General features: G+C 71.8%; 25 protein-coding genes. 14 read left to right on the forward strand and 11 right to left on the reverse strand.

The features are described 5' to 3' along the window. Positions 1-63: 63 nt before the first annotated feature. Positions 64-768 (reverse strand): hypothetical protein, encoded by a 705-nt coding sequence (locus ABZT18_RS22870; RefSeq protein WP_355252473.1) that lies wholly within the window; start codon positions 766-768, stop codon positions 64-66. A 31-nt stretch (positions 769-799) separates the two neighbouring features. Beyond that, complete coding sequence (locus ABZT18_RS22875) at positions 800-1255, reverse strand: SRPBCC family protein (RefSeq protein ID WP_354994909.1); 456 nt, start codon at positions 1253-1255, stop codon at positions 800-802. 222 nt (positions 1256-1477) lie between these two features. Between ABZT18_RS22875 and ABZT18_RS22880 the strand changes: the two genes are divergently transcribed. The 8 genes from ABZT18_RS22880 (at position 1478) to ABZT18_RS22915 (ending at position 10255) form a co-directional block, all read left to right on the forward strand. Further along, the gene (locus ABZT18_RS22880; RefSeq protein WP_355252476.1) at positions 1478-3292 is read left to right on the forward strand and encodes a long-chain fatty acid--CoA ligase; all 1815 of its coding nucleotides are present in this window, start codon (positions 1478-1480) and stop codon (positions 3290-3292) included. Positions 3293-3306: 14 nt separating this feature from the next. Continuing rightward, a complete protein-coding gene (locus tag ABZT18_RS22885) occupies positions 3307-4998 on the forward strand; it encodes a GAF domain-containing sensor histidine kinase (RefSeq protein WP_354994911.1) in 1692 nt (563 codons plus the stop codon). Positions 4999-5005: 7 nt separating this feature from the next. Beyond that, entirely contained in the window at positions 5006-5674 is a 669-nt protein-coding gene (locus ABZT18_RS22890) for a response regulator transcription factor (protein WP_076467977.1), read from the forward strand. 187 nt (positions 5675-5861) lie between these two features. After that, a complete protein-coding gene (locus ABZT18_RS22895; RefSeq protein WP_354994912.1) occupies positions 5862-6671 on the forward strand; it encodes an SAM-dependent methyltransferase in 810 nt (269 codons plus the stop codon). 79 nt (positions 6672-6750) lie between these two features. Then, a complete protein-coding gene (locus ABZT18_RS22900) occupies positions 6751-8409 on the forward strand; it encodes a bifunctional diguanylate cyclase/phosphodiesterase (protein WP_354994981.1) in 1659 nt (552 codons plus the stop codon). Between the two features lie 200 nt (positions 8410-8609). After that, positions 8610-8912: a hypothetical protein gene (locus tag ABZT18_RS22905; protein WP_354994913.1), complete on the forward strand. Its 303-nt coding sequence runs from the start codon at positions 8610-8612 to the stop codon at positions 8910-8912. A gap of 64 nt (positions 8913-8976) precedes the next feature. Next, entirely contained in the window at positions 8977-9561 is a 585-nt protein-coding gene (locus ABZT18_RS22910; RefSeq protein WP_354994914.1) for a TetR/AcrR family transcriptional regulator, read from the forward strand. A 22-nt stretch (positions 9562-9583) separates the two neighbouring features. Beyond that, a complete protein-coding gene (locus tag ABZT18_RS22915; RefSeq protein WP_354994915.1) occupies positions 9584-10255 on the forward strand; it encodes a lysophospholipid acyltransferase family protein in 672 nt (223 codons plus the stop codon). Positions 10256-10268: 13 nt separating this feature from the next. Here ABZT18_RS22915 and ABZT18_RS22920 read toward each other — a convergent pair whose 3' ends face one another. The 4 genes from ABZT18_RS22920 to ABZT18_RS22935 form a co-directional block, all read right to left on the reverse strand. Beyond that, entirely contained in the window at positions 10269-11393 is a 1125-nt protein-coding gene (locus ABZT18_RS22920; protein ID WP_354994916.1) for a glycosyltransferase family 4 protein, read from the reverse strand. Continuing rightward, positions 11390-12649 (reverse strand): M48 family metalloprotease, encoded by a 1260-nt coding sequence (locus tag ABZT18_RS22925; protein ID WP_354994917.1) that lies wholly within the window; start codon positions 12647-12649, stop codon positions 11390-11392. The genes ABZT18_RS22920 and ABZT18_RS22925 overlap by 4 nt, the downstream gene beginning before the upstream one ends. A 173-nt stretch (positions 12650-12822) precedes the next feature. Continuing rightward, on the reverse strand, positions 12823-13041 hold the full coding sequence (locus tag ABZT18_RS22930) for a hypothetical protein (RefSeq protein ID WP_354994918.1): 219 nt from the start codon (positions 13039-13041) through the stop codon (positions 12823-12825). Positions 13042-13266: 225 nt separating this feature from the next. Next, complete coding sequence (locus tag ABZT18_RS22935; protein WP_354994919.1) at positions 13267-14721, reverse strand: NYN domain-containing protein; 1455 nt, start codon at positions 14719-14721, stop codon at positions 13267-13269. A gap of 126 nt (positions 14722-14847) precedes the next feature. On the opposite strand from ABZT18_RS22935, the gene ABZT18_RS22940 reads away from it, so the two are divergent. From ABZT18_RS22940 to ABZT18_RS22960, 5 genes are all read left to right on the forward strand, one after another. Then, positions 14848-16602: a DEDD exonuclease domain-containing protein gene (locus ABZT18_RS22940; RefSeq protein ID WP_354994920.1), complete on the forward strand. Its 1755-nt coding sequence runs from the start codon at positions 14848-14850 to the stop codon at positions 16600-16602. Between the two features lie 127 nt (positions 16603-16729). Further along, positions 16730-18526, forward strand: a complete 1797-nt coding sequence (locus ABZT18_RS22945) for an HD domain-containing protein (RefSeq protein ID WP_354994982.1) — start codon at positions 16730-16732, stop codon at positions 18524-18526. Between the two features lie 53 nt (positions 18527-18579). After that, a complete protein-coding gene (locus tag ABZT18_RS22950) occupies positions 18580-19122 on the forward strand; it encodes an NUDIX domain-containing protein (protein ID WP_354994921.1) in 543 nt (180 codons plus the stop codon). Further along, positions 19119-19976 carry a sugar phosphate nucleotidyltransferase gene (locus ABZT18_RS22955; RefSeq protein ID WP_354994922.1) on the forward strand — a complete coding sequence of 286 codons (858 nt, stop codon included), beginning with the start codon at positions 19119-19121 and terminating at the stop codon, positions 19974-19976. The genes ABZT18_RS22950 and ABZT18_RS22955 overlap by 4 nt, the downstream gene beginning before the upstream one ends. Before the next feature lie 79 nt (positions 19977-20055). Then, positions 20056-20343: an Lrp/AsnC ligand binding domain-containing protein gene (locus ABZT18_RS22960; protein ID WP_074313163.1), complete on the forward strand. Its 288-nt coding sequence runs from the start codon at positions 20056-20058 to the stop codon at positions 20341-20343. Positions 20344-20436: 93 nt separating this feature from the next. Here ABZT18_RS22960 and ABZT18_RS22965 read toward each other — a convergent pair whose 3' ends face one another. The 5 genes from ABZT18_RS22965 to ABZT18_RS22985 all read right to left on the reverse strand — a co-directional run bounded on the left by ABZT18_RS22965 (position 20437) and on the right by ABZT18_RS22985 (position 25607). Next, entirely contained in the window at positions 20437-21126 is a 690-nt protein-coding gene (locus ABZT18_RS22965; RefSeq protein ID WP_354994923.1) for a DUF4142 domain-containing protein, read from the reverse strand. Between the two features lie 193 nt (positions 21127-21319). Beyond that, positions 21320-22951: a cytochrome b N-terminal domain-containing protein gene (locus tag ABZT18_RS22970; protein WP_354994924.1), complete on the reverse strand. Its 1632-nt coding sequence runs from the start codon at positions 22949-22951 to the stop codon at positions 21320-21322. Continuing rightward, entirely contained in the window at positions 22948-24036 is a 1089-nt protein-coding gene (locus ABZT18_RS22975; RefSeq protein WP_354994925.1) for a Rieske 2Fe-2S domain-containing protein, read from the reverse strand. The genes ABZT18_RS22970 and ABZT18_RS22975 overlap by 4 nt, the downstream gene beginning before the upstream one ends. 64 nt (positions 24037-24100) lie before the next feature. Beyond that, positions 24101-24937: a cytochrome c gene (locus ABZT18_RS22980; protein ID WP_354994926.1), complete on the reverse strand. Its 837-nt coding sequence runs from the start codon at positions 24935-24937 to the stop codon at positions 24101-24103. A gap of 70 nt (positions 24938-25007) precedes the next feature. Beyond that, a complete protein-coding gene (locus tag ABZT18_RS22985; protein WP_130403103.1) occupies positions 25008-25607 on the reverse strand; it encodes a heme-copper oxidase subunit III in 600 nt (199 codons plus the stop codon). Between the two features lie 99 nt (positions 25608-25706). On the opposite strand from ABZT18_RS22985, the gene ABZT18_RS22990 reads away from it, so the two are divergent. Then, positions 25707-26636 carry a cytochrome c oxidase assembly protein gene (locus tag ABZT18_RS22990; RefSeq protein ID WP_354994983.1) on the forward strand — a complete coding sequence of 310 codons (930 nt, stop codon included), beginning with the start codon at positions 25707-25709 and terminating at the stop codon, positions 26634-26636. Positions 26637-26734: the final 98 nt, after the last annotated feature.

Here is a 26734-nt window from a genome sequence, read left to right on the forward strand (position 1 = left end):
TCTGCTGTTGCTGTCCGGCCCGCGTCCCGGCGGTATGCCGGTCCGGGTCGGGATGTCCCGCGCTCAGGCGCCGTCGCCCGGTGCTTCCGCGCTGGTGTCGTCGGGTACCCGCGACGCGGGCACCACGGGACGGGTGGTCGGTGCCGGTTCGGTCGCCGACCCGGCCTCGTCGACGGGTGGTGCGGCGGCCGGGGCGAGTGAGTCCGCCGTCCGTGTGGCGACCGACCAGACGTCCCGCTCCGGCGCCGGCTGAGAATCATGCCCGGTACGGGTGGCATCGCGCCAGACGTGATCGTCGCCGGCGGTGGTGGACGGGTCGTTCCGGGCTGGCTCCGGGAACACGCCGTCGGTGCTCGCGGCGGGTGCCGACGACGCCGGGGCGTTCGACTCGGATGCCGGCTCGGACGGGCTCGTCGCGGGCGGCTCGGCCGGCGAGAACGCGCGGAGCAGGCTGGCGACGCCCGCCGCGAGGTCACCGGCGCCGGTCGCGAGGCGTTCGGCGAATTCCGGACTCGGGTCCCGCAACGCGGCGATGCCCCGACAGACCGGGCAGACGCAGCATTCCGCCGAACCAGTGGCGAAAGCACCGCTGGTGCCGGAACGCCCGTCCGGGCCGGCACTGTGACCGAGGACACCAGACAGCAGCCCGCCCAACGAGCCGAAGGCGCCTCCCGCCGAGCCTGCGGAGGCCAGTCGCGCCCCCGCGAGCAGGGTGGCGACCAGCCGCTCCGCCTCTTCCCGGGCCGAACCCGGTTCCGTTCCGCCCACCCTCGGCTCCTCTACCGTGTCACCGGACACGTCATTGCGCCGCACCGGTTGCTTCTACCCGGCGCTTGAGCTGCTTCAACGCGGTGTCCATGATCATCTTCTCGGCCTTGCGCCGAAACATCCCGAGCATTCCCACCGACAGCTCGACCTCCAGCGTGTAGGTCACCGAGGTGCTGCCGTCCGGGTTACCCACCAGGTCGTACGAACCGCGCTGGGTCTTCTGCATCTTCGAGGGGGTCACCAGGTGCCACTCGATGCGGGACAGGTCCTCGGCGTACTCGTAGGCGAGCACGTACTCGTCGGCCATCACCCCGGCGTCGATGGTGAAGTGCACCTGACTGGCGTACCCGTCCTCGTACTCCTCGACGACCTCGGCGCGGCGTATCGCGTCGGTCCACTCCGGGTAGCGCGCGAAGTCGCAGATGACCGCCGTCACCCGATCCGGTGCGGCGCCGATGATGATCGACTGGGTGGAGGAGTCCGCCATGGGGGGAGGCTACCCGGCGGGTACCGCCCCCACGTCGCGCCGCCCCCGCCGCACGGGGCAGCGGGGCTCGGCACCCCCACCGGCAGCGTCGGCCCAACCGCCACGAAGTCCCACCGGGCATCCTGCCTACTCCGCCTGGACCGCCCGCCGGGTAGGTTTCGAGACAGCCGACACCCTCACGGTGACGGCCAGCCCGACCAGTGCGAGCACGAAGGAGTGCAGGTGCGCGAGTTCTCCGTCCCGCCGATCGTCACCGTTGGCGACGCGGCCAACCTCACCGATCCGGTCTGGGACAACGCCGAGGTCGCGCCCGACGCTGTCCAGTTCGCCCGCCCCACGCCGGGCACCGAGGGCACCGCCACCACCTGGGCCGAGGTGACCTGCCTCCAGTTCCGTGACGAGGTCGCCGCCGTGGCCCGCGGGCTGGTCGCCGCCGGCATCGAGCCGGGTGTCCGGGTCGGGCTGATGAGCCGTACCCGCTACGAGTGGACGTTGCTGGACTACGCCATCTGGACCGTCGGCGCGGTCACCGTGCCGATCTACGAGACCTCCAGCCCCGAGCAGGCCGCGTGGATCCTCGAGGATTCCAACGCGGTCGCCATCGTGGTGGAGACCGAGGCGCACGCCGCCCTGGTCGCCGGTGTCCGCGACCGGCTGCCCGAGCTGGACCACGTCTGGCAGATCGACCTGGGCGGGGTCGACGAGCTGGTCACGACCGGTGCCAGCGTCGAGCTGGCCGAGGTCGAGCGGCGGCGCAAGGCCGTCCGCGCCGACGACCTGGCCACGATCATCTACACCAGCGGCACCACCGGCCGACCCAAGGGCTGCGTGCTCACCCACCGCAACATGTACGCCGACATCGCCAACGCGGTGCCGGTGCTGCCGAACCTGTTCAACGCCGGCGCGTCCACCCTGCTCTTCCTGCCGCTGGCGCACGCCTTCGCCCGGCTGATCCAGATCGGCGTCGTGCAGACACGGGCCACCATGGCGCACTGCGCCGACACCAAGAACCTGGTCGCCGAGCTGCAGGACTTCCGGCCGACCTTCGTGCTCTCCGTACCCCGGGTGTTCGAGAAGGTCTACAACGCGGCCAAGCAGAAGGCCGAGGCCGACGGCAAGGGCGGCATCTTCGCCCGCGCCGAGCAGGTCGCCATCGCGTACAGCGAGGCGCTGGAAACCCCGCGCGGACCCGGCCTGGCGCTACGCGCCCAGCACGCGGTCTTCGACCGGTTGGTCTACGGCAAGCTGCGTGCCGCGCTCGGCGGTCGGTGCCGGGACGCCATCTCCGGCGGCGCCCCGCTCGGCGCCCGGCTCGGTCACTTCTTCCGCGGCGTCGGGGTGACGATCCTGGAGGGCTACGGCCTGACCGAGACCTCGCCCGCCGCCGCGGCCAACCTGCCCAGTGGCACCCGGATCGGCACCGTCGGCCGCCCGCTGCCCGGCGTGGCCGTGCGGATCGAGGACGACGGCGAGATCCTGATCTCCGGTGAGCTGATCTTCCAGGGTTACTGGCGCAACGAGGCGGCGACCGCCGAGACGATCAGCTCCGACGGCTGGTTCCGTACCGGTGATCTGGGCCAGCTCGACTCCGACGGCTACCTGACCATCACCGGCCGCAAGAAGGAGCTGATCGTTACCGCCGGCGGCAAGAACGTCGCCCCGGCGGTGCTGGAGGACCTGGTCCGGGCCCACCCGTTGATCAGCCAGTGTGTCGTGGTCGGTGATGCGAAGCCGTTCATCGCGGCGCTGGTCACCATCGACGAGGACGCGCTGCCGACCTGGCTGGAGAGTGCCGGGCTGCCCGCCGACACCTCCCTCGATCAACTGCGCGAGCACGAGGGCCTTCGCAAGGAGATCCAGACCGCGATCGACACCGCGAACCAGGCCGTCTCGAAGGCCGAGGCCATCAAGGTGTTCCGGGTCCTGCCCCGCGACTTCGCCGAGGCGACCGGCGAGTTGACCCCGTCGCTCAAGGTGAAACGCCAGGTCGTCCACAAGACGTACGCGGCGGAGATCGCCGATATCTACCGGGGCTGACTACCATCCGTCACGTGCCCGCATCCACAGCCACCGCACCGCACCCGCATCCCCTCGCCGCGGCCGCCCGCCTGGTGATGCTGGCGCTGGTCGCCATCCTGACCCTGTTCGCCACCCGCGACGTCGCCCAACTGTGGTGGATCGCGCTGCTGGCGGTCGCCGGGCTCCCGTCCCTGTTGGCCCCGCAGCACCGGCTGATCGGGCCGCTGAGCCGGGTGGCCGAGGTGGTGGTGCTGGGGCTGGCCGCGAGCCACGTGGCCGCGGTCGCGTCGATCGGCGGCACGGTCGACGGACTGGGCGCGTCGGCGATGCTCCCCTACCTGGCGGTCCCGGTGACCGTCACCGCGCTGCGCCGCCGCTTCTCCGAGGGCGCCGCCCTGCTCGCCGTCACCGCCGCCACCCTGCTGGTCAGTGGCGCGGTGACCGAGGTTGGCGGAGGGCTCCAGCTCGGCCAGCCGGGTTACCTCGCGGTCTGCGCGCAGTGGCTGATCCTGGCGGCGCTGGGGCTCTACGCCGCCGGCACCCTGCACCGGGTCATGGCGGTCCGCGGTGAGGGCAAACCGCAGCCGTACGCCGAGGCGACCCGGCTGCTGACCCAACTGCGTACGGTGGCCCGACAGCTGCCCGGGGCGACCCTGGACCCGGGCGGCATCTCCGAGCACCTGCTGGAGGAGTTGCGCACGGTGGCCCGGGCGGACCGGGGCGCGGTGCTGTCGGCCAGCGGCGGCGGTCGGCTCGTGGTGCTCGCCCAGGCCGGCGTCGACCGGGTGGACTGGGAGACGACGCTGGACGCGGACTCGGCGATCGCCGACGCCTGGGCCAGTCAGCAGGCGCAGACCGCGGCGCGATCGCAGTCCCGCACGCACCGTGGCGGCGACGTGTCCGCGCTGATCGTTCCGCTGGTCGCCGGGGTGCGCACGGTGGGGCTGGTGGTGCTGGAGGCGGACGTCGCCCACGCGTACCCGCCGCCGGTGGTGTCCCGGGTGACCGCGCTGACCCACCCGGCCGCGCTGCGGCTGGAGGCGGCGCTACTCTTCGACGAGGTGCGCTCGCTGGCCACCAACGAGGAGCGGCAGCGGCTGGCACGGGAGATCCACGACGGGGTGGCGCAGGAGCTGGTGATGGTCGGCTACGGCATCGACAACGCCCTGGCCACCGTCTTCGACGACGCCGACGAGACCGCCGAGGCCCTGCGTACGCTGCGCGGCGAGGTGACCCGGGTGATTCAGGAGCTGCGGCTGAGCCTCTTCGAGCTGCGCAGCGAGGTGGACCGGCAGGGCGGGCTGGCCGCGGCGATCGCCGAGTACGCGCGCACCGTGGGTGCCTCCGGTGGTCTGCGGGTGCACCTCTCGCTGGACGAGTCCACCGCCCGGCTGCCGGCGGCCACCGAGGCCGAGTTGCTGCGCATCGCGCAGGAGGCGGTGACCAACGCGCGCAAGCACGCTGGAGCCTCCAATCTGTGGGTCACGTGTGAGGTCGACCCCCCGTACGCGCAAATAGAAGTGTCGGATGACGGTCAGGGGATGGCTGACCAGCGCCCCGACGGACGGTACGGTCTTGCGATCATGGCCGAGAGGGCGGAACGTATCCGGGGCCGGTTGGAGATCAGGCCGCGGCAACCCAGCGGCACAACCGTGGCGGTGGTTCTCGGCACCTCGTCCCGGCGCGATAACGTGCGCGACAGCGCAGCACCTGAAGGGAAGTAACCCGAGGATGACCACAAGTCCGACACCGGCCGCCCGCACCAAGGTCCTCCTTGTTGACGATCACGACCTGATTCGCAAGGGCCTCCGGCACGCCTTCGAGCGCGACCGTCAGTTCGAGGTCGTCGGTGAGGCCGCCACGGCGGCAGAGGGGGTACGCCAGGCCGGCGCCCTGCAGCCGGACGTGGTGATCATGGATCTGCGGCTGCCCGACGGCAGCGGCCTGGAGGCCACCCGCGCGCTGCGCAAGTCCAGCGCGTCGATGGGCATCGTGGTGCTGACCATGTACGCCGGCGACGACCAGCTCTTCGGTGCCCTGGAGGCTGGCGCGAGCGCCTTCGTGCCGAAGACCGCCCCGGCCGACGAGGTGGTGGCCGCCGCACGGCATGCCGCCTCCTCCCCCAGCGCGTTCACCGCCGCCGACCTGGCCGAGGCGATGAAGCGCCGGCTCGCGCCGTCGGGTCCGCAGTTGTCTCCCCGGGAGGGGCAGGTGCTGCGGCTGCTCGCCGACGGGATGAGCGTGGCGGGCATCGCCAAGCAGTTGTTCGTCAGCGAGTCCACGGCCAAGACGCACATCTCCAAGCTCTACGAGAAGCTCGGAGCGGCCAACCGCGCTCAGGCCCTGATGACCGCGCTCCGGCTCGGCCTGCTCGAGGCACCGGACGCCCCGAAGTTCTGATCTGCCCCCGCTCGTCGAGCGGGATGTCGCGACCGACGGTCCGTGCCAGCTTCGGCAGGCGCGGACCGTCGCGTATCGACCGACGTCGGCGGGCAACCTTCGGCGCGCTATGGTCTGGCGTGCGTGGCGGGTGCACAATACCCGCGCGGGCGACGACGCCCGCGTCGCGGACTCAAGGGGTTAACGCATGCAGCGGCCGGACTGGGCACCCGACACCATCGACATCGAGCGCCCGAGCGTCGCGCGGATGTACGACTACTACCTCGGCGGCTCGCACAACTTCGCCGCCGACCGGGCCGCGGCGCAGGCGATGGTCGCGGCGGTGCCCGAGGCGCCGCTGATGGCCCAGGCCAATCGGGCGTTTCTGCGCCGGGCCGTGCACCACCTCGCCGAGGCCGGCATCCGGCAGTTCCTGGACATCGGCTCGGGCATCCCGACCGTCGGCAACGTGCACGAGATCGCCCAACGGCGCGACCCGGAGTCGCGGGTGGTCTACGTGGACGTCGACCCGGTGGCGGTGGCGCACAGCCGCGAGATCCTCGCCGGAAACGACCGAACGGCGGTGGTGCAGGAGGATCTGCGGCACCCGGACAAGATCCTGACCCATCCGGACGTCCGCAAGCTGCTCGACCTGAGCCAGCCGGTCGCCGTGATGATCGTGGCCGTCCTGCACTTCGTCTCCGACGACGATCGACCGGCGGAGCTGCTGCGGACGCTGCGCGACGCGTTGGCCCCCGGCAGCTACCTGGTGCTGTCCCAGGCCAGCGACGACGGGCGCAGCGACGACGAACGCGCCGAGGCGGAGCGGGTCTACCGCCGTACCGACAACCCACTGTGGGTGCGCGGCCGCGCCGAGCTGACCGCGCTCTTCGACGGGTTCGAGCTGATCGACCCCGGCGTGGTCTGGGTGCCGCAGTGGCGACCGGACACTCCGGAGAGCGCGGAGGACGCCGAGCGCGCGGTCTTCATGGGTGGCGTCGGGCGACTCGGTGCCTGAGTCGCCCGGGGCGGCCTCCTACCCGGGCACGTTCGCGCGGGCCTGGGCGAAGGCCGTCTCCGGCACCAGCTACCTGCCGATGACCCAGGCCCAGCTCGAGACCCTGCTGGACCGGCTCACCGGGGACCTGGCTGGCGCGCTGCTCACCGAGCCGTTCGACCTGCGTGCCGGGCATCGGGTCGGTGCCGAGCTGGTCGCCGCGCACATCGCCTCCGCCGAAGGGCTGGGTCGTACCGTCGAGGTCATCCAGCTCCGGTTGGTGCGCGACCTGGGGTTGGTGGCCGAGGACGTCGAGGACCGGATGGCCCGGCTGCTGGCGGCCGTGGCGACCGGCTACGCCCGCGCGCTGCGCGACCGGACGCTCGACCAGCAGGAGTCGATCCGCCGGGCCGCCATGAAGGCCCGTACGCAGGCCGAGCGGGCGCTGCGAGCCAGCGAGGCCCGCTTCCGGCATCAGGCCACCCACGACCCACTCACGGGTCTGCCCAACCGGACGCTGTTCACCGAGCGGCTCACCGCCGCGCTCAACGAGCCGGGCCGGGGCGCGCAGCGGGTCGGGGTGTGCTTCCTGGACCTGGACCGGTTCAAGGTCGTCAACGACACCCTGGGGCACCAGGTCGGTGACCGGCTGCTGGTCACGGTGGCCGAACGGCTGTGCCAGGCCATGGGTGAGCACCTGGTGGCCCGGCTCGGCGGGGACGAGTTCGTCATCCTGGTGGAAGACACCGGCGGCACCGACGACATGGTGGCGGTGGCCGAGACCGCGCTGGCCGCCGTACGGGCACCGGCGCTGGTCGACGGGCACGAGCTGCAGATCTCGGCGAGCATCGGCATCGTCGAGCGCCAGGTGGCCGGTGCCAACCCCACTGACCTGATGCGGGCCGCCGACAGCACCCTGCACTGGGCGAAGTCCGCCGGTGGGGCACGCTGGGCGCTCTACGACGCCGAGCGCAACCAACGTGAACTGGCCCGGTACGCGCTCTCCGCGGCCATCCCGGCCGCACTGGAGCGGGGCGAGTTCTACCTCGACTACCAACCGCTGACCTCACTGCGCGACGGCAGCCTGGTGGGCGTCGAGGCGCTGGTCCGCTGGCGCCACCCGGAGCTGGGGGTGCTGCGGCCGGACAGCTTCATCGGCCTGGCCGAGGAGACCGGCCTGATCGTGCAGCTGGGCGGCTGGGTGCTGGCCGAGGCGTGCCGCGAGGCGGAGGCCTGGTCGGCCGGCGGCGCTGCGGCGCCGTTCGTCAGCGTCAACCTGGCGGTACGGCAGGTCCACCGACCCGGGCTGGTGCAGGAGGTCCGCGCCCTCCTGCGGCAGACCGGCCTGCCGCCGGAGCGGCTCCAACTGGAGATCACCGAGAGCACGATGATGAGCACCGCCGAGGAGCCGGTACGCGCTCTGCGGGTGCTGGCCGACCTCGGGGTGCGGATCGCCATCGACGACTTCGGCACCGGCTACAGCAACCTGGCGTACCTGCGGGACCTGCCGGTGACCGAGCTGAAGGTGGCCGGGGAGTTCGTGGCCGGGCTGCGATCGCCTACGGTCGGGCGCACCGACGAGCGGATCCTCGCCTCGCTGGTCTCGTTGGCGCACGCCCTCGACCTGACGGTCACCGCCGAGGGGGTGGAGACCGCCGGGCAGGCCGAGCGGTTGCGGGCGATCGACTGCGACGCCGCGCAGGGCTGGCACTTCGGTCGCCCGGCGCCCGCCGACCGCATCCTGGCCCGCATCCGCTGAACGATTCATGACGGCGGTTCATCGCAGACGGTCCTCAGCGAAGGGAACACATGCGGGCACGTGTGATTCTGGCGTTCGTGATGGCAGGTGCCCTGTCCAGCTGCACCGAGGCACCCGCCCCCTCCACACCTCGCTCGTCCGCTTCCACGGGCAGTGCGAGAACGACAACGGCAACGGCCCTACCGCGGACGGCAGCCAGCATGCCGACGCTCGATCGGGTCGACGGGGCGCGCGAGCTTCTTGACGTTTCCGACATGGTGGGAAGCGGAATCGTCGGCCGTGTCACGGTCACGAGAGGCACCCTCTGGGTCTCGGTGGTCTGCCGAGGCGCGGGGACCATCAACCTCTCGTACGAGCCCCTGGGTCAATTCGAGGTGCCCTGCACGTCGGACGGAACCCCCCACACCCTGAATAAAATCGAGCTGTATCAGAGCTATGAGCTGAGTGTCACCGTCACTGACGATGCCGGGGACAACCGCTGGTCGGTGCTCATCCAGGAATAGCCACCTGGCCCGCTGCACAGCGCGCTGCGTAGACAGCGTCTACGCCTCCTGGTAGACAGTGTCTATGAGCGTGGAGGAGGCAGGCGTCCGAACGCGGCTGGTGGCCGCCGGGGTGGACCTGGTGCTGCGGGAGGGCCAGTCGGCGGTGTCACTGCGGGAGATCGCCCGCCACGCCGGGGTCTCGCACGGCGCACCGCGCCGCTACTTCCCCACCCACGTCGACCTGCTCTCCGCCATCGCACGGGAGGGCTTCATCGACCTCACTGCCCACGTCGAGGCGACGATGCGCGACGCCGGCCCGAGCCCGCGTACCCAACTGGCCGCGCTGGCCCGGACGTACCTGGACTATGCGGCGGCCCACCGGGGCATGTTCGAGTTGATGTTCCGCCACGACCTTCTGGACAGCGGCCGGCTACGGTTGCGTGAGACGAGCCTGCCGTTGTTCGCCGTTCTGGCAGATCTCGTGGCCCAGGTACGTCGGCCGACCGACGCGCCCGCACCGGTGCTGGCCGGCGCGCTCTGGGCCAACCTGCACGGCATCGCCCAGCTCTGGGCCTGGGGCAGCCTGCCGCTGGCCACCGGCGCCGCCGACGACGACGCCCTGCTGCGCGCGGTGCTCGACGTCCATCTCGGTCCGACGCTCGCCTGAACCCCCGATCCCCGGAGAACACGTGCCCCTGCTGTACGACCTCACCAAGCTCACCGTCCGCACCACACTGCGGCTGGGCTGGCAGCCCCGGGTGGAGGGGCTGGAGCACATTCCCCGGCACGGCGGCGCGATCCTCGCCGGCAACCACCTGTCCGTCGCCGACGAGTTGTTCCTCGTCAGCGCGACGCCCCGACACGTGACCTTCTGGGCCAAGACCGAATACTTCACCGGCCGAGGTCCGGGCGGCTGGCTCAATCGGCAGATCGTCTCCGGCATGGGCGCCATCCCGGTCGACCGCGCCGACGGCCGGGCCGCCCTGCGCGCCCTCGACGCGGCCGTACCGGTACTGCGCGGCGGCGGCCTGGTCGCCGTCTACCCGGAGGGCACCCGTTCCCCGGACGGGCGGCTCTACCGGGGCCGCGTCGGAATGACCCGGCTGGCCCGCGACGCCGGGGTGCCGATCATCCCGGTCGGCGTGCTCGGCACCGCCGAGGTGCTGCCGGTCGACGCGCGGCTGCCCCGTCGACATCCGATCACCCTGCGGTTCGGCGCGCCGATCCCGGTCGCCGAACGGATCAACGGGCCACGCGACATCCGGACGGTCACCGACGAGGTGATGGCGGCGATCCAGAAGCTCACGGGCCAGGAGTACGTGCCCCGCTACGCCCCGGTACGCGCGGACCCCGTCGACTGAGCGCGGGCGGCGGTCAGCCGGCGAGCAGCGCTGCCATCCGTTCCGCCTGCGCCTCCCAGCGCCACTCCCGCTCCACCCACGCCCGGCCGGCAGCGCCCATCTGGCGGGCCAGGTCACGATCAGCCAGCAGCCGGGCCACCCGGTCGGCGAGCTGGGCGACGTCGCGGCCGCGTACGACGTAACCGGTCTCCCCCTCGCGGACCGCGTCCGGAGCACCCCCGGAGTCACCGGCCACCACCGGCAGGCCGGTCGCGGACGCCTCCAGGTAGACGATGCCCAGCCCTTCCACATCCAGCCCCCGGTTGCGGGTGCGGCACGGCATCGCGTAGACGTCGCCAGCCGCGTAGTGCGCCGGCAGCTCGGCCGACGGCACCGAGCCGGTGAACACCACGTCCCGTTCCACACCGGTCTGCCGGGCCAGCTTTTCCAGGGTCGCCCGGTATGGCCCGCCGCCGACGATCAGCAGCGCCGCGTCGGGCACCCGGCGGCGGATCTCCGGCAGTGCCCGGATCAGCATGTCCTGCCCCTTGCGCGGCACCAACCGGGACACACACACCACCACCGGCCGGTCGGTCAACCCGAGCCGGGCCCGGACCTGCTCACCGTCCACCGTCGGGTGGTAGGTGTCCACGTCGACCCCGGGCGCGAGCCGGCGCAACTCGGTCACCCCGTCCAGCACGCGGGCCAACCGGCTGCGGGTGTACTCACCGAGATAGGTGGTGACATCCACGCCCCGACCGATCCGACGCAGCGCCGGCCGGGCGGCCGGCAACGCCGCCCACCCGACCTCGTGGCCGTGGGTCTGCGCCACCACCCGGTGTACGCCGGCACGCCGTCGCAGGCCCGCGGCGAGTAACCCCAGTGGGGCCGCCGCGCCGAACCACACCGTGTCGCAGTCGTACGCACGGGCCAGCCGGGCCGCCCGACGGGCGATCAGCGGGGTAGGCAGCAACACGCGTGTGCGTTCCCGGATCACCTCGAACGGCTGGTCGGCGTCGAACTTCGCGGAACCGCGCCAACTCGACGCGTACACCACCACCGAGCCGGCCGGCTGACGCACCGCGAGGTTGTGCACGAAGGACTGGATTCCGCCGGGGCGGGGCGGAAAATCATTGGTGATCAGCAGCGTGCGGCTCATCGGCCGGCCTCCCGGGCGTACGCGCGGGCGGCGGCCATCCGCTCCACGGTGGACGGATGCGAGGCCGAGTAGAGGTATTCCCAGCGGGGCGGGTCGGGGTCGCCGAGGTTGACCGAGCCGAGCCGGCGCTGCATCGACTCGAAGGCAACCGGGTCACGGGTGAGCGCGAGCGCGTGCGCGTCGGCGCGTGCCTCCACGCGACGCGACATCAGCGCCTGCACCGGGGCGGCGACCAACCCGGCCACCGTGACGAGGGCGAGCAGCAGTGGGAACGCACGCGGTTGGGCGACCGAGTCGACGCCGGCCAGCCGCAGCAGCGGCCCCCACGAGCCGAGCAGGTAGAGCGCCACCACGGCTGCCGCTGCGCCCAGCGCACCGGTCAACGTGCCGACCGCCACGTCGGAGTCCTTCGCGTGCCCCAGCTCGTGGGCCACCACGGCGGTCACCTCGGCCGGGGTCGCCTCGTGCAGCAGCGTGTCGTAGACGACCACCCGCCGGGTCGGACCGAGACCGGAGACGTACGCGTTGACCGCCTTGGTGCGGCGGGAGGCGTCGGCGACCAGCACGTCGCGCACCGGCACGCCGTCGCGGGCGGCCATGCTCATCAGCTCGGTGCGCAGCGGGCCCTGCTCCATCGGGGTGAACCGGTTGAACACCGGCTCCACCAGCACCGGCAGCACGAACGACAGCAGCACCACCAGCAGGGCAGCGCCAGCCGCGCCGAACGCCCACCACCAGCGCGGCGCGAACCTGATGACCGCGTAGAAGCCGACCAGCGCCACCGCGCCGATCACCGCGCTGACCGCGTACGACTTGAGCAGGTCGACCGCCCAGCCGCTCCAGCCGTTGGTGCTCAGCCCGTAACGGGTGAGTACGCTCTGGCGCCAAGCGGCGAACGGAAGCGTCACCAGGTCGGCGACGAGCACCACGGCCAACCCGCCGAGCACCGCCTGCGCGGCCCAGTGCCCGCCGAACGGCCGGCCCACCAGCTCGACCAGGCGACTGCCCAGCGGGGTCAACCCGAGGGCGAGAGCGACCAGCAGCCCGATCGCGAGCGCGGTGTAGCCGCCGGGACGCAGCGCGGCGCGGAACTCCCGCCCCTTGGCCACCTGCTCGGCTGGCAGGTCACGCAGCGCGGCCAGTTGGTCGGCCCGAGGTGCCGGCGGTCGGTGCCACGGAATGAACAGCGCGGCGATCACCAGCAGCGCGACGGTCAAGCCGGCCAGGGTCAGCAGCGCCCACCCGCGCGGGGTCACCGGGGCACCGCCGTGCTCGCCGCTCGGCGAGCTTTCCCGCCACTGCCGGCGGGCGTGCCACTGCCGGCGGGCGTGCCGTCGTCGCGTCGTACCCCGCTCATCTGGCCGCTCCTCCCGCCGTGACCGCCCATCCTATGGCCCGCGAAAAGCCCGCTTCGGGTGCGGTGTGGCGGTCAGGCCACGCGACGTGGCGCGCGCTGGCGGGCGGCCCCGGGACGCGCGGGCGCGGCCAGCACCTCCACGTCGAAGCCGGCCCGGGCGAGCACCTCGATCGCCTGAACCTCGGCAGCGACCAGCCCGGCCGCCGGGGACGTCTCGTCGAACAGGGCGGCCACCAGGCAGCCGGAACAACCGCCACCCTGGGTCGGGCACCCCTCGCAGTCGATGAGCATCACGCCTCCTGATCGGCTCGGCAGATGCCCGGCCCGCGCCTTGTCGTCGCGACCCGAGCACCGTCGGTCACATCGACGCTAACCACCGGGTACGACAGAAACCCCACCCGACCGACCGTTGGGGGCGAGATCCACTCCAGATCAGCGATATCGGGGTATCCCGACCGGCCGGACACCCCTACATCGCCGACCTCGTGTCGATCACGGCCTGCGGTCGGGGTGTGGTCAGGATCGGGCGAGCCGCCGCAGCAGCGAGTCGGCACCCAGCGGGTAGGCCCCGTGCCGGCGTACGCCGTCCGCGACCTCACGGTCGGAGGAGACCACGACCACCGGGCGCCCCGACGGCTCGGCGCGGACCAGCCGCCGGATCAGCTCGTCGGCGGTCTCGCCCTTGCGGGAGAAGAGCACCCGTACGCCGCGCGGCGCGGGCGGCAGACCGTGCATCCGCTCGGCACCGTCGAAGACCACCGTGACCTCGTCGCCGGTCTGCGCGGCGATCCCGCCCAGCCCGGTGATCAGGCGTTTGCGCTGCTGCTCCAGGGACATCTCGCCGAAGCCCCGCTTGGTGACGTTGTAGCCGTCCACCACCAGGTGTGCCCTGGGCAGGGCGAGCAGCTGGTCGAGCCGGGCCGGGTCGTCGGTGTCGCGGGCCCGGGCGGACGGGCCGGCCGGGGCGGTGCCCGGCTGCTCGGCGAACGCGTCGGCGACGAAGTCGGCGGGGAGTTTGTCGACCGGGTCGAGCGCCAGCTCCCGGCGCAGCCCGACGGCGGCCTGGCCGATGGTCTCCAGCAGCAGCCAGAGCCGGGCGTCGTCGACCGAGCGCGACTCCTTGGCGCTGGCACGGGCCACACCGGCGGTGGCCTCCGCCTCGGCCAGCCGGGCCCGGGCACGGCGTAGCTCGGCGTCCACGTCGGCGCTGGCGCGCGCGGCCCGGCCGCGCTCGGTGGCCAACAGCTCGGTGGCCTTGCGCTCACGGGCCTGGGTCTCCCGCAGGGTACGGGCCACCTGCCGGGACTCCTCGCGGAGCTGACCCAGCTCCTCACGGACGCGGGCCAGCTCGTCGCGGAGCTTCTCCGCCTCGACCCGGGCCACCGCCCGGTCGTGCTCGGCGCGGGTGGCTCGCTGCTCGGCCTCACGGACCAGCTCGGCAACGACCGCGCTGTCCGCCTCGGCGCGCACGGCGGCACCGCTGGCCTCGATCAACTCTCGCCAGCCGCGCGGCCGGGTCAGGTAGGCCAGCGCGGCGACCTCGACCGGGTCGGCGGCGGCGGGCGCGGTGCCCTCGACGACGGCAGCACCGAGGTCACCGGCGTCGGCCAGGACGCGGGCGGTGACCCGCTGCCGGAACAGCGGGTCGGCGGTGAGCTGGGCGGCGATGGCCGGCGCGCCCAGCCGGGCCCGCCGGTTGGGGGCGAACTTGGCCACTCGGCGCAACGGCACCGGCACCTCGTCGGCGGGCAGGGTGGGCAGCACCGCGGCGGTCAGCGCCACGATCCGCTGCCGGACCGGCTCCGGCAGGGTCGGCTCCGGCTCGATCGCGGGCCCGTCGCCCGCTGCCGTCGGGCCGAATGGGCCTGATGTCTGGCTGACTACGTTGTCGTCCGGGTTGCCCGCAGCACCATCGCGCGCGACCAGATCCTCCTGCGGGAGGTGGTCGTCGTTCGGCTCGGTGAGGGGCATGTGGCAAGTCTCCCACCGCGAACGGGCCCACCGCCCGGTGGTGAGCCGATCTCTCATCCTAGCCCCATGCACACTGGTGGGGCCGCTGTGACGGGAGTGTCGGACCGGCGCGCTAGCGTGCCGCCGATGGCACAGGCGGAGTACGTCCAGGAGTCCCTCGCTGGTCTCGACCCGGCGGTGGGCGGGGTGGACCCGGCGCTGCCGCTCTACGCGACCACCTTCGTGGTGGTCGACCTGGAGACCACCGGCGGCGCGCCGGACGGCGGCGGCATCACCGAGATCGGCGCCGTCAAGGTGCGCGGCGGCGAACAGCTCGGCGTGCTGGCCACCCTGGTCAACCCGGGGCAGCCGATCCCGCCGTTCATCACCGTGCTGACCGGGATCACCCAGGCGATGCTGGTGCCGGCGCCGCCGATCGAGCAGGTGCTGCCGAGCTTCCTGGAGTTCATCGCCGACGCGGTGCTGGTGGCGCACAACGCCCCGTACGACGTGGGCTTCCTCAAGGCCGCCTGCGCGAAACACGGCTACCCCTGGCCCAACCCCCGCGTGCTGGACACGGCGGCGCTGGCCCGCCGGGTGCTGACCCGCGACGAGGTGCCCAACCGCAAGCTGGGCACCCTGGCCGCCTACTTCCGCACCGCCGTCCAGCCCACCCACCGTGCGCTGGACGACGCGAAGGCCACCGTCGACGTGCTGCACGGGCTGATCGGCCGGCTCGGCGGGCACCAGGTGGACACGGTGGGCGACGCCATCGAGTTCGCCCGGGCGGTCACCCCGACCCAGCGCCGCAAACGGCACCTGGCCGAGGGGCTGCCCAAGGTTCCCGGGGTCTACATCTTCCGGGCCGCCGACGACCGACCGCTCTACGTGGGCACCTCCGTCGACATCGCCACCCGGGTGCGCAGCTACTTCACGGCCGGTGAGAAGCGGGCACGCATCTCCGAGATGCTGGCCGCGGCCGAGCGGGTCGAGGCGGTGGAGTGCGCGCACTCGTTGGAGGCGGAGGTCCGCGAGCTGCGGCTGATCGCCGCGCACGCCCCGCCGTACAACCGGCGGTCGAAATACCCGGAGCGGATGGTCTGGCTCAAGCTCACCGACGGTCCGTACCCTCGGCTCTCGATCGTCCGCGACCTCTCCCCCACCGACACCGCCTACCTCGGGCCGTTCACCTCCCGGCGGGCCGCGGAGCTGGCGGCCGCCGGTTTCCACGACGCGGTGCCGCTGCGCCAGTGCACGCACCGGCTCTCGCTGCGCACCGTCACGCCGGCCTGCGCGCTGGCCGAGCTGGGTCGCTGCCCGGCGCCCTGCGAGCACAAGATCACCCCGCAGGAGTACGACGACAGCGCCGCCGCGCCCTTCCGCACCGCCACGGCCAGCGACCCACAGCCGGTGGTGGACGCGCTGCTCGCCCGGATCGACGTGCTCTCCCGCGACCAGCGTTACGAGGACGCCGCGGTGGTGCGGTCCCGGCTGGCCGCGGTGCTGCGGGCCACCGTGCGGATGCAGCGGCTGGCCGCGCTCACCGGGATCGTCGAGCTGGCCGCGGCACGGCCGGCCGCCAGGGGCGGCTGGGAGCTGGCGCTGGTGCGGCACGGCCGGCTGGCCGGCGCGGGGGTGTCCCCGCCGGGCGTCCACCCACGGCCCACGCTGACCGCCATCCGGGCCACCGCCGAGACGGTGTCGGGCGGGCACGGCCCGGTGCCGGCGGCCACCGCCGAGGAGTCCGAGCGGATCCTGTCCTGGTTGGAGCGACCGGAGACCCGACTCGTCGAGATGTCCTCCGGTTGGTCCTCCCCGGTGGGTGGCGCGGGGCGGTTCCGTGACCTGCTGGCGAAGGCCGAGAACGCCTCGTCCCACCAACTCTCGACCGAACGCTCATGACCAACTGACCGATCGGACTACGTCGGCTCGCTTAGGCTGTTAGAGAAGTGCAGTCCTGCCCGATTCGTGGGCCTGCTCCCCGCCGCCGGTTTCGGCGACGCGGAGCCGGGGTGAGGAGGTGTCCCTCGTGGACGTCGACGCCGGACACGGCGCCGCCCTGGGGGGCGCCCTTCCGACCCAGCCGGGTGAGCTGCCGCTCGCCCGTCGGCTGCGGTCGTTGCTCACCTGGCCGACCACCGACTCCGACCCGGTCACCCAACTGGTTCGCACCCACCGGGGCATCCACGCCGGCACCGATCCCGCGGTGCTGCGCCGGGCATACACCATCGCGGAGAACATGCACCGCGGGCAGTTCCGCAAGAGCGGGGAACCGTACATCACCCATCCGCTCGCGGTGGCCCAGATCTGCGCCGAGCTGGGGATGGACACCACCACCCTGGTCGCGGCGTTGCTGCACGACACCGTGGAGGACACCCGCTACACCCTCCAGGCGCTCTCCGAGGACTTCGGCGGCGAGGTGGCCCACCTGGTCGACGGGGTGACCAAGTTCGACAAGGCGTTCTACGGCAAGGCCGCCGAGGCGGAGACGATCCGCAAGATGATCGTCGCGGCCGCCAAGGACGTCCGGGTGCTGATCATCAAGTTGGCCGACCGGCTGCACAACATGCGCACCCTCGGGGTGCGCTCCGCGTCGTCGCGGGAACGGATCGCCCGCAAGACCCAGGAGGTGCTGGTCCCCCTCTGCGACCGGCTGGGGATCCAGACCCTCAAGCGTGAGCTCGACGACGTGGTGCTGCTGCACCTGGAGCCCGACGAGCACGCCCGGCTGGCCCGGCACGTGCACGACCGGCCGGGGTGGGACGCGTACCTCGACTCGGTGGTCACCCGGGCGCGGGTGGCGCTGAAACGCAGCCGAGTCGACGCCGAGGTCAGCCCTCGCCCTCGGCACCTCTACTCGATCTGGAAGGACACCATCGCCGGAGAGCACACCGCCCCGTACGATCTGCCCCGCATCGTGGTGGTGGTCGACGGCCCGCCCACCGACTGTTACGCCGCGTTGGGCGCGATCCACGGCACCTGGCGACCGATGCCCGGCCGTTTCAAGGACTTCATCGCCTCACCGAAGAACAACCTCTACCGCTCGCTGCACACCAGCGTCTGCGGCCCACAGGACCGCACGGTGGAGGTGCTCATCCGCACCGAGGAGATGCACCGCTCGGCCGAGTACGGCATCGCCGCCGACTTCCGCTTCCCGCGCTCCGGCGGCATCGGCAGCGCGGCGGCCCGCGCCGAGCAGTTGGACTGGCTGCGCCGGGTGCTCGACTGGGAGCCGGACGCCGCCGACCCGGCGCAGTTCCTCGAGTCGCTGCGCTGCGACCTCGCCGAGGGCCAGATCCAGGTCTTCGCCGACGGGCGGCAGGTCATGCTGCCGGCCAATGCCACGCCCGTCGACCTCGCCTACGAGCTGGGCAACGAACGGGGCGACCACTGCCTCGCCGCCCGGATCAACGGTCGACTGGCCCCGCTGAGCTCGGAGCTGGGCGAGGGCGACGTGGTGGAGATCTTCACCGAGAACGACGGCGACAACGGCTTCGAGGCCGGTGTGGCGCCGCGCGGCCCCCGCAAGGAGTGGCTGAGCTTCGTCAAGTCGCCGAACGCGCAGATGCAGATCAACCGGTGGTTCGCCGAGCACACCGAGCCGGGCATCACGATCAGCGACAAGGTCCGCCTCGGCCGGGCCACCATCGGGCTCACCCTGCGTCAGCACAACCGAGGCCTCGCCAGTGACCTGCCGCTGCTGCGCCTCTCCGAGGAACTGGGCTACCCCGACCTGGAAACCCTGCTGGTCGCGGTCTTCGACCGGGTGATCGAACCGGACACCGTGGTACGCCAGCTCATCGACCTGGTCGACCATCGACAGTGACTGGGCGGGCCCCAGCGCGTCCGAAGAACATTCGTGACCACTAGCCTGGAGTCATGATCCCCCGCTCCCGCGCCACCGGTCGGGCCATGTTCTACCAGGCCTTCTACCGGCTGCCGCTGCCGGTGCGTCGACGCCTGGTCCGGCTGGCCGTGCCCAAGTACATCGTCGGCGCGGTCACCCTGGTCCGCGACGCCGAGGCGACGGGCGCGGGCCGGTTGCTGATGCTGCGCCAGCCGCCCGGCAAGGGCTGGTCGCTCCCCGCCGGCCTGCTGAATCGCGGCGAGGCCCCGGTGGTCGGCGCGGCCCGCGAGCTGTTCGAGGAATCCGGCATCCGACTCCCCCCGTCCCGGCTGCGCCCGGCATTGCCGAACGCGATCGTGCACGCCAAGGGCTGGGTGGACATGGTCTTCGAGACGGAGGTGCCGGCGTCCAGCACCGAGCTGGCGGTCGACGGCGCGGAGGTCTTCGAGGCCGCGTGGCACCCGCTGGACGACCTGCCCAAGCTGACCTGGCCGACCGCCCGGCTGCTCGCCTACTACGACATCGGGCCGCTGGCCGGGCAGTTCCCGCCACCGGTTCCTGACAACACGCCATGACCGGCGCGGCTGGCGTGCCTGCGGAGCTGTGCGCGGTGGTGCTCGCCGCCGGCGAGGGCACCCGGCTGCGCCCGCTCACCGAACGGGTGCCCAAGGCGCTCTGCCCGGTGGGCAACGTGGCACTGCTGGACCGGGCGTTGGCCCGGCTGGCCGGGCTCGGCCTGGTCGGTCCCGCCCGGGTCGCGGTGAACGCCTGCTATCTCGGCGACCAGGTGGTCGCGCACGTCGGCGACCGCGCGCACCTGTCCGTCGAGCCGGGCGACCCGCTGGGCACGGCGGGCGGGGTGGCCAACCTGCGGGACTGGATCGACGGGCGGCCCGTGCTGGTCGGCAACGCCGACGCGTATCTCGCCGACCCGGCGGCTCCCCCGGGCCCGGACGTGGCTGCTCTGCTCGACGGCTGGGACGGGCACACCGTACGCCTGCTCGGCCAACCCGCCCCGGACCCGGCGGCACCGGGCACCTTCGCCGGGCACTGCTTCACCGGCTTCTCGCTGCTTCCCTGGCGACTGGTCCGGGACCTGCCGGTCGTCGTCTCCGACCTGGTCCGAGCCCTCTGGCGCCCGGCCGAGGCGGCGGGCGCCCTGGAGGTGGTGCCCTACGCGGGCACCTTCTACGACACCGGCACGCCGGCCGACTACCTGGCGGCCAACCTGCACGCCGCGGCCGGCGGTGTCCTCGTCGACCCGTCCGCCACGGTGACCGGTCGCTGCGTGGAGTCGGTGGTCGGCGCGGGCGCGCGGGTGGCCGGCGACGTATGGCGCACCGTGGTCTGGCCGGGCGCGACCGTGCGCGACGGCGAGCGGCTGCGCGACGCGATCCGGGCCGGGGACGACCTGACCGCGCACGGCTGAGCCCCGACCACTCCCGACTCCAGGCCCAGGCGGAAACATCTAGCATGGGCGACGACGCCGACGAACGGAGAAATGCCCCGTGATCACCGCGATCGTGCTGATCGACTGCGCCACCGACGCGATCCCCGAGGTGGCAGAGAACCTGGCCAACCTTCCCGGCGTCAGCGAGGTCTACTCGGTGGCCGGGCACGTCGACCTCATCGCCATCGTCCGGGTCCGCGAGTTCGACCAGATCGCCCAGGTCATCGCGGGCAGCATCTCCAAGGTCCCGGGCGTGCTCAACACCGAGTCGCACATCGCGTTCCGGGCCTACTCCCAGCACGACCTGGAGGAGGCGTTCGCGATCGGCCTGGCCAGCGCCGACTGACCCCGATGGCCGCGCCGACCGCCTGTCGGCCGGCGCCGGACGCACAGCGGCCGGTCCACCGTGCGGGTGGACCGGCCGTCTGCTGCCGCTATGTCAGCTCTCGCTGGGAGCTGGCGACTCGGTGGTGCCGCCGCCCGGAGCCGGGGACTCGGTGGTGCCACCCGGAGCCGGAGACTCGGTGCCAGTGCCGCCCGGAGCCGGCGACTCAGTGCCAGTGCCACCCGGGCTGGGCGTACCGCTGGCGCTGGTCTGCGGAACCGGGATGCCCAACTGGTTGGCGAGCTGCACCAGCTCGTCGTAGTGCGCCTGCAGGATCGGCAGGGCGGTCTGAGCCAACTGGACCACCGACTGCTCGGAGCCCTGCGAGATCTCCGTCTGGGTGGCCTGGATGGCCTGGACGTGACCGGCCAGCTCACTGGTCACCCAGAGCCGGTCGAACTCCGCGCCGCTGGCGTTGTTCAACTTGTCGATGACCGCCTGCTGATCGGCGCTGGGCTCGTTCGGCAGTTCCACCCCGAGCTGGGACGCGGTCTGCTGCACCGTCTGGTCCAGCTGGGTGTGGTCGGTCTTCAGCATCGCGCCCAGGTCCTTGACCCCCTGGTCCTGACCCTTCTGCTGGGCCAGGTCACCGGCGGTGATCTCGAACAGGTTGACCTGGTGTACCGCCTGCAGGTACTGGGTGTCCTGCGTCGACGGCTGTGCCGCGGCCTGCGCGGCCGCGGCCGGCGCGACACCGACCAGTACCAGCGCGGCCAACAGGCCGAGGCGTTTGATACCCAACATGCTTCCCCCCCTTGAGACGTTGGACCGCACGGATACCCGGCTCACCGGGGTTATTCCTGCGATCGCCCGTCGCGCGGGGTCGACCGGTCCCACCGTGGCCGTCCGACTCCTGGTCGGATGGGCGGTGGGTACGGATACGACGTGGCGCCCGCCGGATTTCCGGCGGGCGCCACGTAACGGTGCGTTTGGGCGGTCAGCGGCGACTCTCGCCGCTGCCGATCTCCTCGCGCTCGGGCCGGGCTTCGACCGGCGGGTGACCCGGGGAGACCGGCGCCTCGACCGGCTTCTCGATCGGGTAGAAGAAGCCCCGGATGGCCGGGCCGAGGGCCCCCAGCCGGTTCATCTTCTTCGGTACGACCCAGCCGACGTACTCCAGCTCGCCGTGACCGTCCGCGTGCCCGTTCGACGCGCTGAGCGGCTGGTGCACCTCGACGAACCGGCCGTCCGGCATGCGCCGGATGATGCCGGTCTCCACGCCGTGTGCGAGCACCTCCCGGTCGTGCTGCTGCAGACCCAGGCAGAGCCGGTACGTGACGTAGTACGCGATCGGCGGGACCACCAGCAGACCGATCCGGCCAGCCCAGGTCATCGCGTTCAGGCTGATCATGAACTTGTCGGCGATCACGTCGTTGGCGCCGGTGAGCGTCAGCACGATGTAGAAGGAGACGGCCATGGCGCCGACCGCGGTCCGGGCCGGGACGTCGCGGGGCCGCTGGAGCAGGTTGTGGCTCTTGCGGTCCTTGAGGTGCCGGGCTTCCAGGAACGGGTACATCGTCGACAGGCCCACGAGGATGCCGGGCAGCACGACCGTCGGCCAGAACAGCGGCGGGATGACGTACCCGTCACCGAGCGGGATACTGATCTCCCAGGCCGGCATGAGTCGGGTCGACCCGTCGAGGAACATGACGTACCAGTCGGGCTGGCTGGCGGCCGAGACCACCCACGCCTCGTACGGGCCGAACAGCCAGATCGGGTTGATCTGGAACAGGCCGCCCATCAGCGCGATGACGCCGAAGACGACCATGAAGAAGCCGCCCTGCTTCAGCGCGTACCGCGGGAACATCCGCTCGCCCACGACGTTGCCGTTGGTCCGGCCGGGGCCGGGCCACTGGGTGTGCTTCTGCTTGAAGACCAGACCCAGGTGCACGCTGATCAGCGCAACCAGCAGACCCGGAATGAGCAGCACGTGGGCGATGAAGAACCGGCTGATGATGATCGTGCCCGGGAACTCGCCACCGAAGATCGAGGACGTGACCCAGGAACCGATCACCGGGATGGACAGCATGATCGCCGAGGCGATCCGCAGGCCGGTGCCGGATAGGCCGTCGTCCGGCAGCGAGTAGCCGGTGAAGCCGGCCAGGAAGCCGACCCAGAACAGCAGCGAGCCGATGATCCAGTTGGTCTCCCGCGGCTTGCGGAAGGCGCCGGTGAAGAAGACCCGCAGCATGTGCACGACGATCGCGGCCATGAACAGCAGCGCCGACCAGTGGTGCATCTGCCGCATCACCAGGCCACCACGGACGTCGAACGAGATGTCCAGGCTGGAGGCGTAGGCGGCGGACATCGGCGTGCCCTGCAGCGGGGCGTAGCTGCCGTCGTAGACCACCTCGGTCATCGCCGGCTCGAAGAAGAGGGTCAGGAACACACCGGTCAGCAGCAGCACGACGAACGAGAACAGCGCGATCTCGCCGAGCAGGAACGACCAGTGGTCCGGGAAGACCTTGTTCAGCAGCTTGCGCAGCGGGGTGGCCACCTGGAAGCGGTCGTCCACTCCCACCGCGGCCTTGCCCGGCGTCGCCGCAAGGTCAAGCTTTCGACGCTTCATGGCCGCTCCCAGAAATCAGGCCCGACGGTCTCGGTGTAGTCGGACTTCGCCACGAAGAAGCCCTCAGAGTCCACCTCGATCGGCAACTGCGGCAGCCGCCGGCTGGCAGGGCCGAAGACGGGCTTGGCGTTGTCGGTGATCAGGAACTGGGACTGGTGGCACGGGCAGAGCAGCCGGTTGGTCTGCTGCTCGTACAGGCTGGCCGGGCAGCCGGCGTGCGTGCAGATCTTGGAGAACGCCGCGTAGTTGCCCCACATGTAGTCGCCGTGGCCAACCCGCTCGTTGGCCTGGCGCGAGGTCAGCGCGTCGGAGTCCCGCAGGTGGATCAGCAGCGTCGGCGAGTCGGCGTGCCTGTTGCTCACGCCGTGCTCGATGCCCGGGAAGACGGTCAGCTGACCACCGGCGCTGATGTCGGCCGGGCGGATCGGCCGGCCGTCCTCGCGGACCAGCCGGATCTTCTCGCCGGTGTTCGCAGCGGCGAAGCCGGTGCGGAACATCTGGTTGTCCTTGTGGGGGTTGGAGATCATCCCACCGACCAGCGGCGCCGCGACCACCGCGCCGACCGGCGCGAGACCGGCCAGCAGCGAGATGCCGAGCAGCGGGCGACGCTTCACGCCCAACTCGTCGGCCATGTAGAGCATGGTCTGGCCGGTGATGGTGCGGCCTTCGGAGTCCACCGCACCTTCGTGCCGGTCCTGGATCGAGACCTCCTTGGGCAGCAACTTCTTGCCCCAGGTCAGGATGCCGAAGCCGACGGCGAGCAGCGCCACGCCGAGGGTGAAACCGAGCAGCGGGGTGTAGAACTTGTCGCCGCCACGGCCCGGCTCGTACTGCCACGGCCACCAGATGTAGATGGCCAGGAACGCGGTCGCCGCCAGGCCGGTGATCAGGAAGAGCCCGGCCACCACCCGGGTCAGCCGGCGCTCGGCCTTGGTGCCAGGCAGCACCTGCGGCTCGTAGTGGACGATTTCGATGTCGTCCCGGCGCGCGCCCTCACGGACGATGTCGAAACGGGTCACCCCGGGCGCGTTCAGATCGAGCGGCTCCTGGCCCTGCGGGGCCGGGTGCTCGGTGTGGGTGCTCATGCCGTCACCTCGCTACGGGTGGCGCCGAGCGGCACCACAGCACTGAATCGGATGATCCGCTCGGTCACGACTTGCCCGCAATCCACAGGCTGGCGAAGACGAGCGCCACGATGCCAACCAGGAAGATCGCCAGGCCCTCGGTGGACGGGCCGTACCGCCCGAGGTTGAAGCCGCCCGGGTCCTGGTCGTTCTTCAGCGTTTCCTGGATGTAGGCGATGACGTCGGCCTTCTGCTCCGGCCGAAGCTGGTTGTCGCCGAACACCGGCATGTTCTGCGGGCCGCTCAGCATCGCCGCGTAGATCTGGCGGTCCGTCGCGGGGTGCAGGCTCGGGGCGAACTTGCCCGAGGAGAGCGCACCGCCGCCACCACCGAACGCGTGGCACTGCGAGCAGTTGATCCGGAACAGCTCACCGCCGGACGCGACGTTGCCGCCCTCGCGGAGCTCATCGCCCTCTGGGACGACCGGGCCGCCGCCGAGCTCCTGGACATACTGAGCCAGCTGACGGGTCTGCTCGTCGGTGAAGAGCGGGGGCTTGCGGTGCGCCTGGGCCTCCTGGCGGGCCATCGGCATCCGCCCGGAGCTGACCTGGAACTCGACCGAGGCCGCGCCGACGCCGACCAGGCTCGGCCCGCGGCCCTCGACACCCTGGGCGTTACGGCCGTGACAGGTCACGCAGCTCACGTCGAACAGCGCCTTGCCCTCGGCGGCGGCGCCGGTCAGCTGCGGGTTGTCCTGCGCCTGGGCACCCGGGGCGAAGACGGTGTAGGCGCCGCCGGCGAGCATCAGCGCGGCGATCAGCCGGACCGCGGCGCCCAGCCGGCGGCGGCCCCTGCTGCGCGCGGCCGGCCGCGCGCGCAACCGCGCGAGCAGACCGCGTCGGCGGTCGTTGTCAGAAGTCATGAGCGGTGTCCTTAACCGGTTGGACCTGTCTCAGGGGACGGAGCAGCAGCGCGGAATGTGACGCGCAAGATCACTGGAGCCAGTAGATCATGGCGTACAGCCCGATCCACACGACGTCGACGAAGTGCCAGTAGTACGACACGACGATCGCCGAGGTCGCCTGCGCCGGAGTGAACCGGCCCATGGTCGTACGGACCATGAAGATGATGAAGGCGATCAGGCCGCCTGTCACGTGCAGGCCGTGGAAGCCGGTGGTCAGGTAGAACACCGACCCGTACCCGTCTCCGTTGATCTTGACGCCGTCGGCGACCAGGTGCCGGTACTCGTTCAGCTGGCCGAGCACGAAGATCAGGCCCATCACGAACGTGACGGTGAACCAGCGCCGTAGCGCGTGGACGTCGCCCTTCTCCGCCGCGAAGACGCCGAGCTGGCACGTCACCGAGGACAGCACCAGGATCACCGTGAAGGTGGTCGCATACGGAATGTTCAGCGCCTCGGTGTGCTTCTCCCATTGCTCCGGCGCTGCCGCGCGGATCGAGAAGTACATCGCGAACAGCGCCGCGAAGAACATGAGTTCACTGGAGAGCCACACGATCGTCCCGACGCTGACCATGTTCGGTCGGGTCAGAGAGTGGATCCGGCTCTTGTCAATGGCTGGGGCCGCGGTCACGCCGTCATTATTGCCCCTGACCGGGGCCGGCGATCAGCGGGGTGGCAAACCTGCGCCTTCCGTGGCCCCACCGTCAGGGTCCGGTTCGCCTGGCCTAGCCTGAAAAGCGTGCTGCACGTCGATCCGATCTTCGCCGCCACCTCGGCCCCGCCGCCGTTCACCGTCGGCGCGGTGCTGACCGAGACCCGGCTGGACAGCTGGCTGGCCCTCGGGCTGGTGCTCGCCGCCGGCCTGTACCTCTACGGGGTGCACCGAATGCGCCTGCGTGGCGACCGGTGGCCGATCGCCCGCACCGTGTTCTTCCTCGGCCCCGGGCTGGGCGGCATCGCGCTGGTCACGGTCAGCGGGCTGCACGCGTACGACACCGCACTGCTGTCCGTGCACATGATCCAGCACATGGTGCTGTCCATGGTGGCGCCGATCTTCCTGGCGCTGGGCGCACCGATGACCCTGGCCCTGCGGACCCTGCCGGTCGGGCCGCGCAAGCGCCTGCTGGCGATCGTGCACAGCCGCGTCGCCCGGGTCTACAGCTTTCCGCTGGTGGCGTTCGCCATCTTCGTGGTCAACCCGTTCGTGCTGTACTTCAGCGACCTGTACCGCTTCACCCTCGAACACGCCTGGGCGCACGAGCTGGTGCACGCGCACTTCATCATGACCGGCTGCGTGTTCTTCTGGCCGCTGCTCGGCCTCGACCCGCTGCCCGGCCGCTGGCCGTACCCGGCGCGGGCGCTTTTGATGCTGCTCTCCGTGCCGTTCCACACCGTGCTCGGCCTCACCGTCATGCAGAGCACCACGCTCTTCGGCGGCGACTGGTACCCGTCACTCAACCTGGGTTGGGTCGACCCCTGGGCGGACCAGGTGGTCGCCGGCGGCATCCTCTGGGCAGGTGGTGAGTTCGTCAGTGTGACCATGCTCGCGGTTCTGGTGGTGCAGTGGATCAAGCAGTCCGAGCGGGAGGCCCGCCGGGTCGACCGCGAGCTGGACCGCCAGGAGGCCCGCGACCGCGCAGCCGACGCCGCGACCGCCTGAGCTGCGCGGACGGCACGCCGGACGGGTGGCGACGGGCGGGATGTTGGCTGCATCACGCCGACCGGTACGATCAGCGGGCAGCTACGAGGTGGAACCGG

It is taken from the genome of Micromonospora sp. NPDC005291 (genome assembly GCF_040607415.1).
Classification (GTDB): domain Bacteria; phylum Actinomycetota; class Actinomycetes; order Mycobacteriales; family Micromonosporaceae; genus Micromonospora.

What these genes read in the sequence shown, in the direction of transcription:
- ABZT18_RS22875 (WP_354994909.1), bottom strand. Translation starts at nt 1,255, where the DNA reads ATGGCGGACTCCTCCACCCAGTCGATCATCATCGGCGCCGCACCGGAT.
- ABZT18_RS22890 (WP_076467977.1), top strand. Translation starts at nt 5,006, where the DNA reads ATGACCACAAGTCCGACACCGGCCGCCCGCACCAAGGTCCTCCTTGTT.
- ABZT18_RS22895 (WP_354994912.1), top strand. Translation starts at nt 5,862, where the DNA reads ATGCAGCGGCCGGACTGGGCACCCGACACCATCGACATCGAGCGCCCG.
- ABZT18_RS22900 (WP_354994981.1), top strand. Translation starts at nt 6,751, where the DNA reads ATGACCCAGGCCCAGCTCGAGACCCTGCTGGACCGGCTCACCGGGGAC.
- ABZT18_RS22905 (WP_354994913.1), top strand. Translation starts at nt 8,610, where the DNA reads ATGCCGACGCTCGATCGGGTCGACGGGGCGCGCGAGCTTCTTGACGTT.
- ABZT18_RS22910 (WP_354994914.1), top strand. Translation starts at nt 8,977, where the DNA reads ATGAGCGTGGAGGAGGCAGGCGTCCGAACGCGGCTGGTGGCCGCCGGG.
- ABZT18_RS22920 (WP_354994916.1), bottom strand. Translation starts at nt 11,393, where the DNA reads ATGAGCCGCACGCTGCTGATCACCAATGATTTTCCGCCCCGCCCCGGC.
- ABZT18_RS22930 (WP_354994918.1), bottom strand. Translation starts at nt 13,041, where the DNA reads ATGCTCATCGACTGCGAGGGGTGCCCGACCCAGGGTGGCGGTTGTTCC.
- ABZT18_RS22935 (WP_354994919.1), bottom strand. Translation starts at nt 14,721, where the DNA reads ATGCCCCTCACCGAGCCGAACGACGACCACCTCCCGCAGGAGGATCTG.
- ABZT18_RS22940 (WP_354994920.1), top strand. Translation starts at nt 14,848, where the DNA reads ATGGCACAGGCGGAGTACGTCCAGGAGTCCCTCGCTGGTCTCGACCCG.
- ABZT18_RS22950 (WP_354994921.1), top strand. Translation starts at nt 18,580, where the DNA reads ATGATCCCCCGCTCCCGCGCCACCGGTCGGGCCATGTTCTACCAGGCC.
- ABZT18_RS22955 (WP_354994922.1), top strand. Translation starts at nt 19,119, where the DNA reads ATGACCGGCGCGGCTGGCGTGCCTGCGGAGCTGTGCGCGGTGGTGCTC.
- ABZT18_RS22965 (WP_354994923.1), bottom strand. Translation starts at nt 21,126, where the DNA reads ATGTTGGGTATCAAACGCCTCGGCCTGTTGGCCGCGCTGGTACTGGTC.
- ABZT18_RS22970 (WP_354994924.1), bottom strand. Translation starts at nt 22,951, where the DNA reads ATGAAGCGTCGAAAGCTTGACCTTGCGGCGACGCCGGGCAAGGCCGCG.
- ABZT18_RS22975 (WP_354994925.1), bottom strand. Translation starts at nt 24,036, where the DNA reads ATGAGCACCCACACCGAGCACCCGGCCCCGCAGGGCCAGGAGCCGCTC.
- ABZT18_RS22980 (WP_354994926.1), bottom strand. Translation starts at nt 24,937, where the DNA reads ATGACTTCTGACAACGACCGCCGACGCGGTCTGCTCGCGCGGTTGCGC.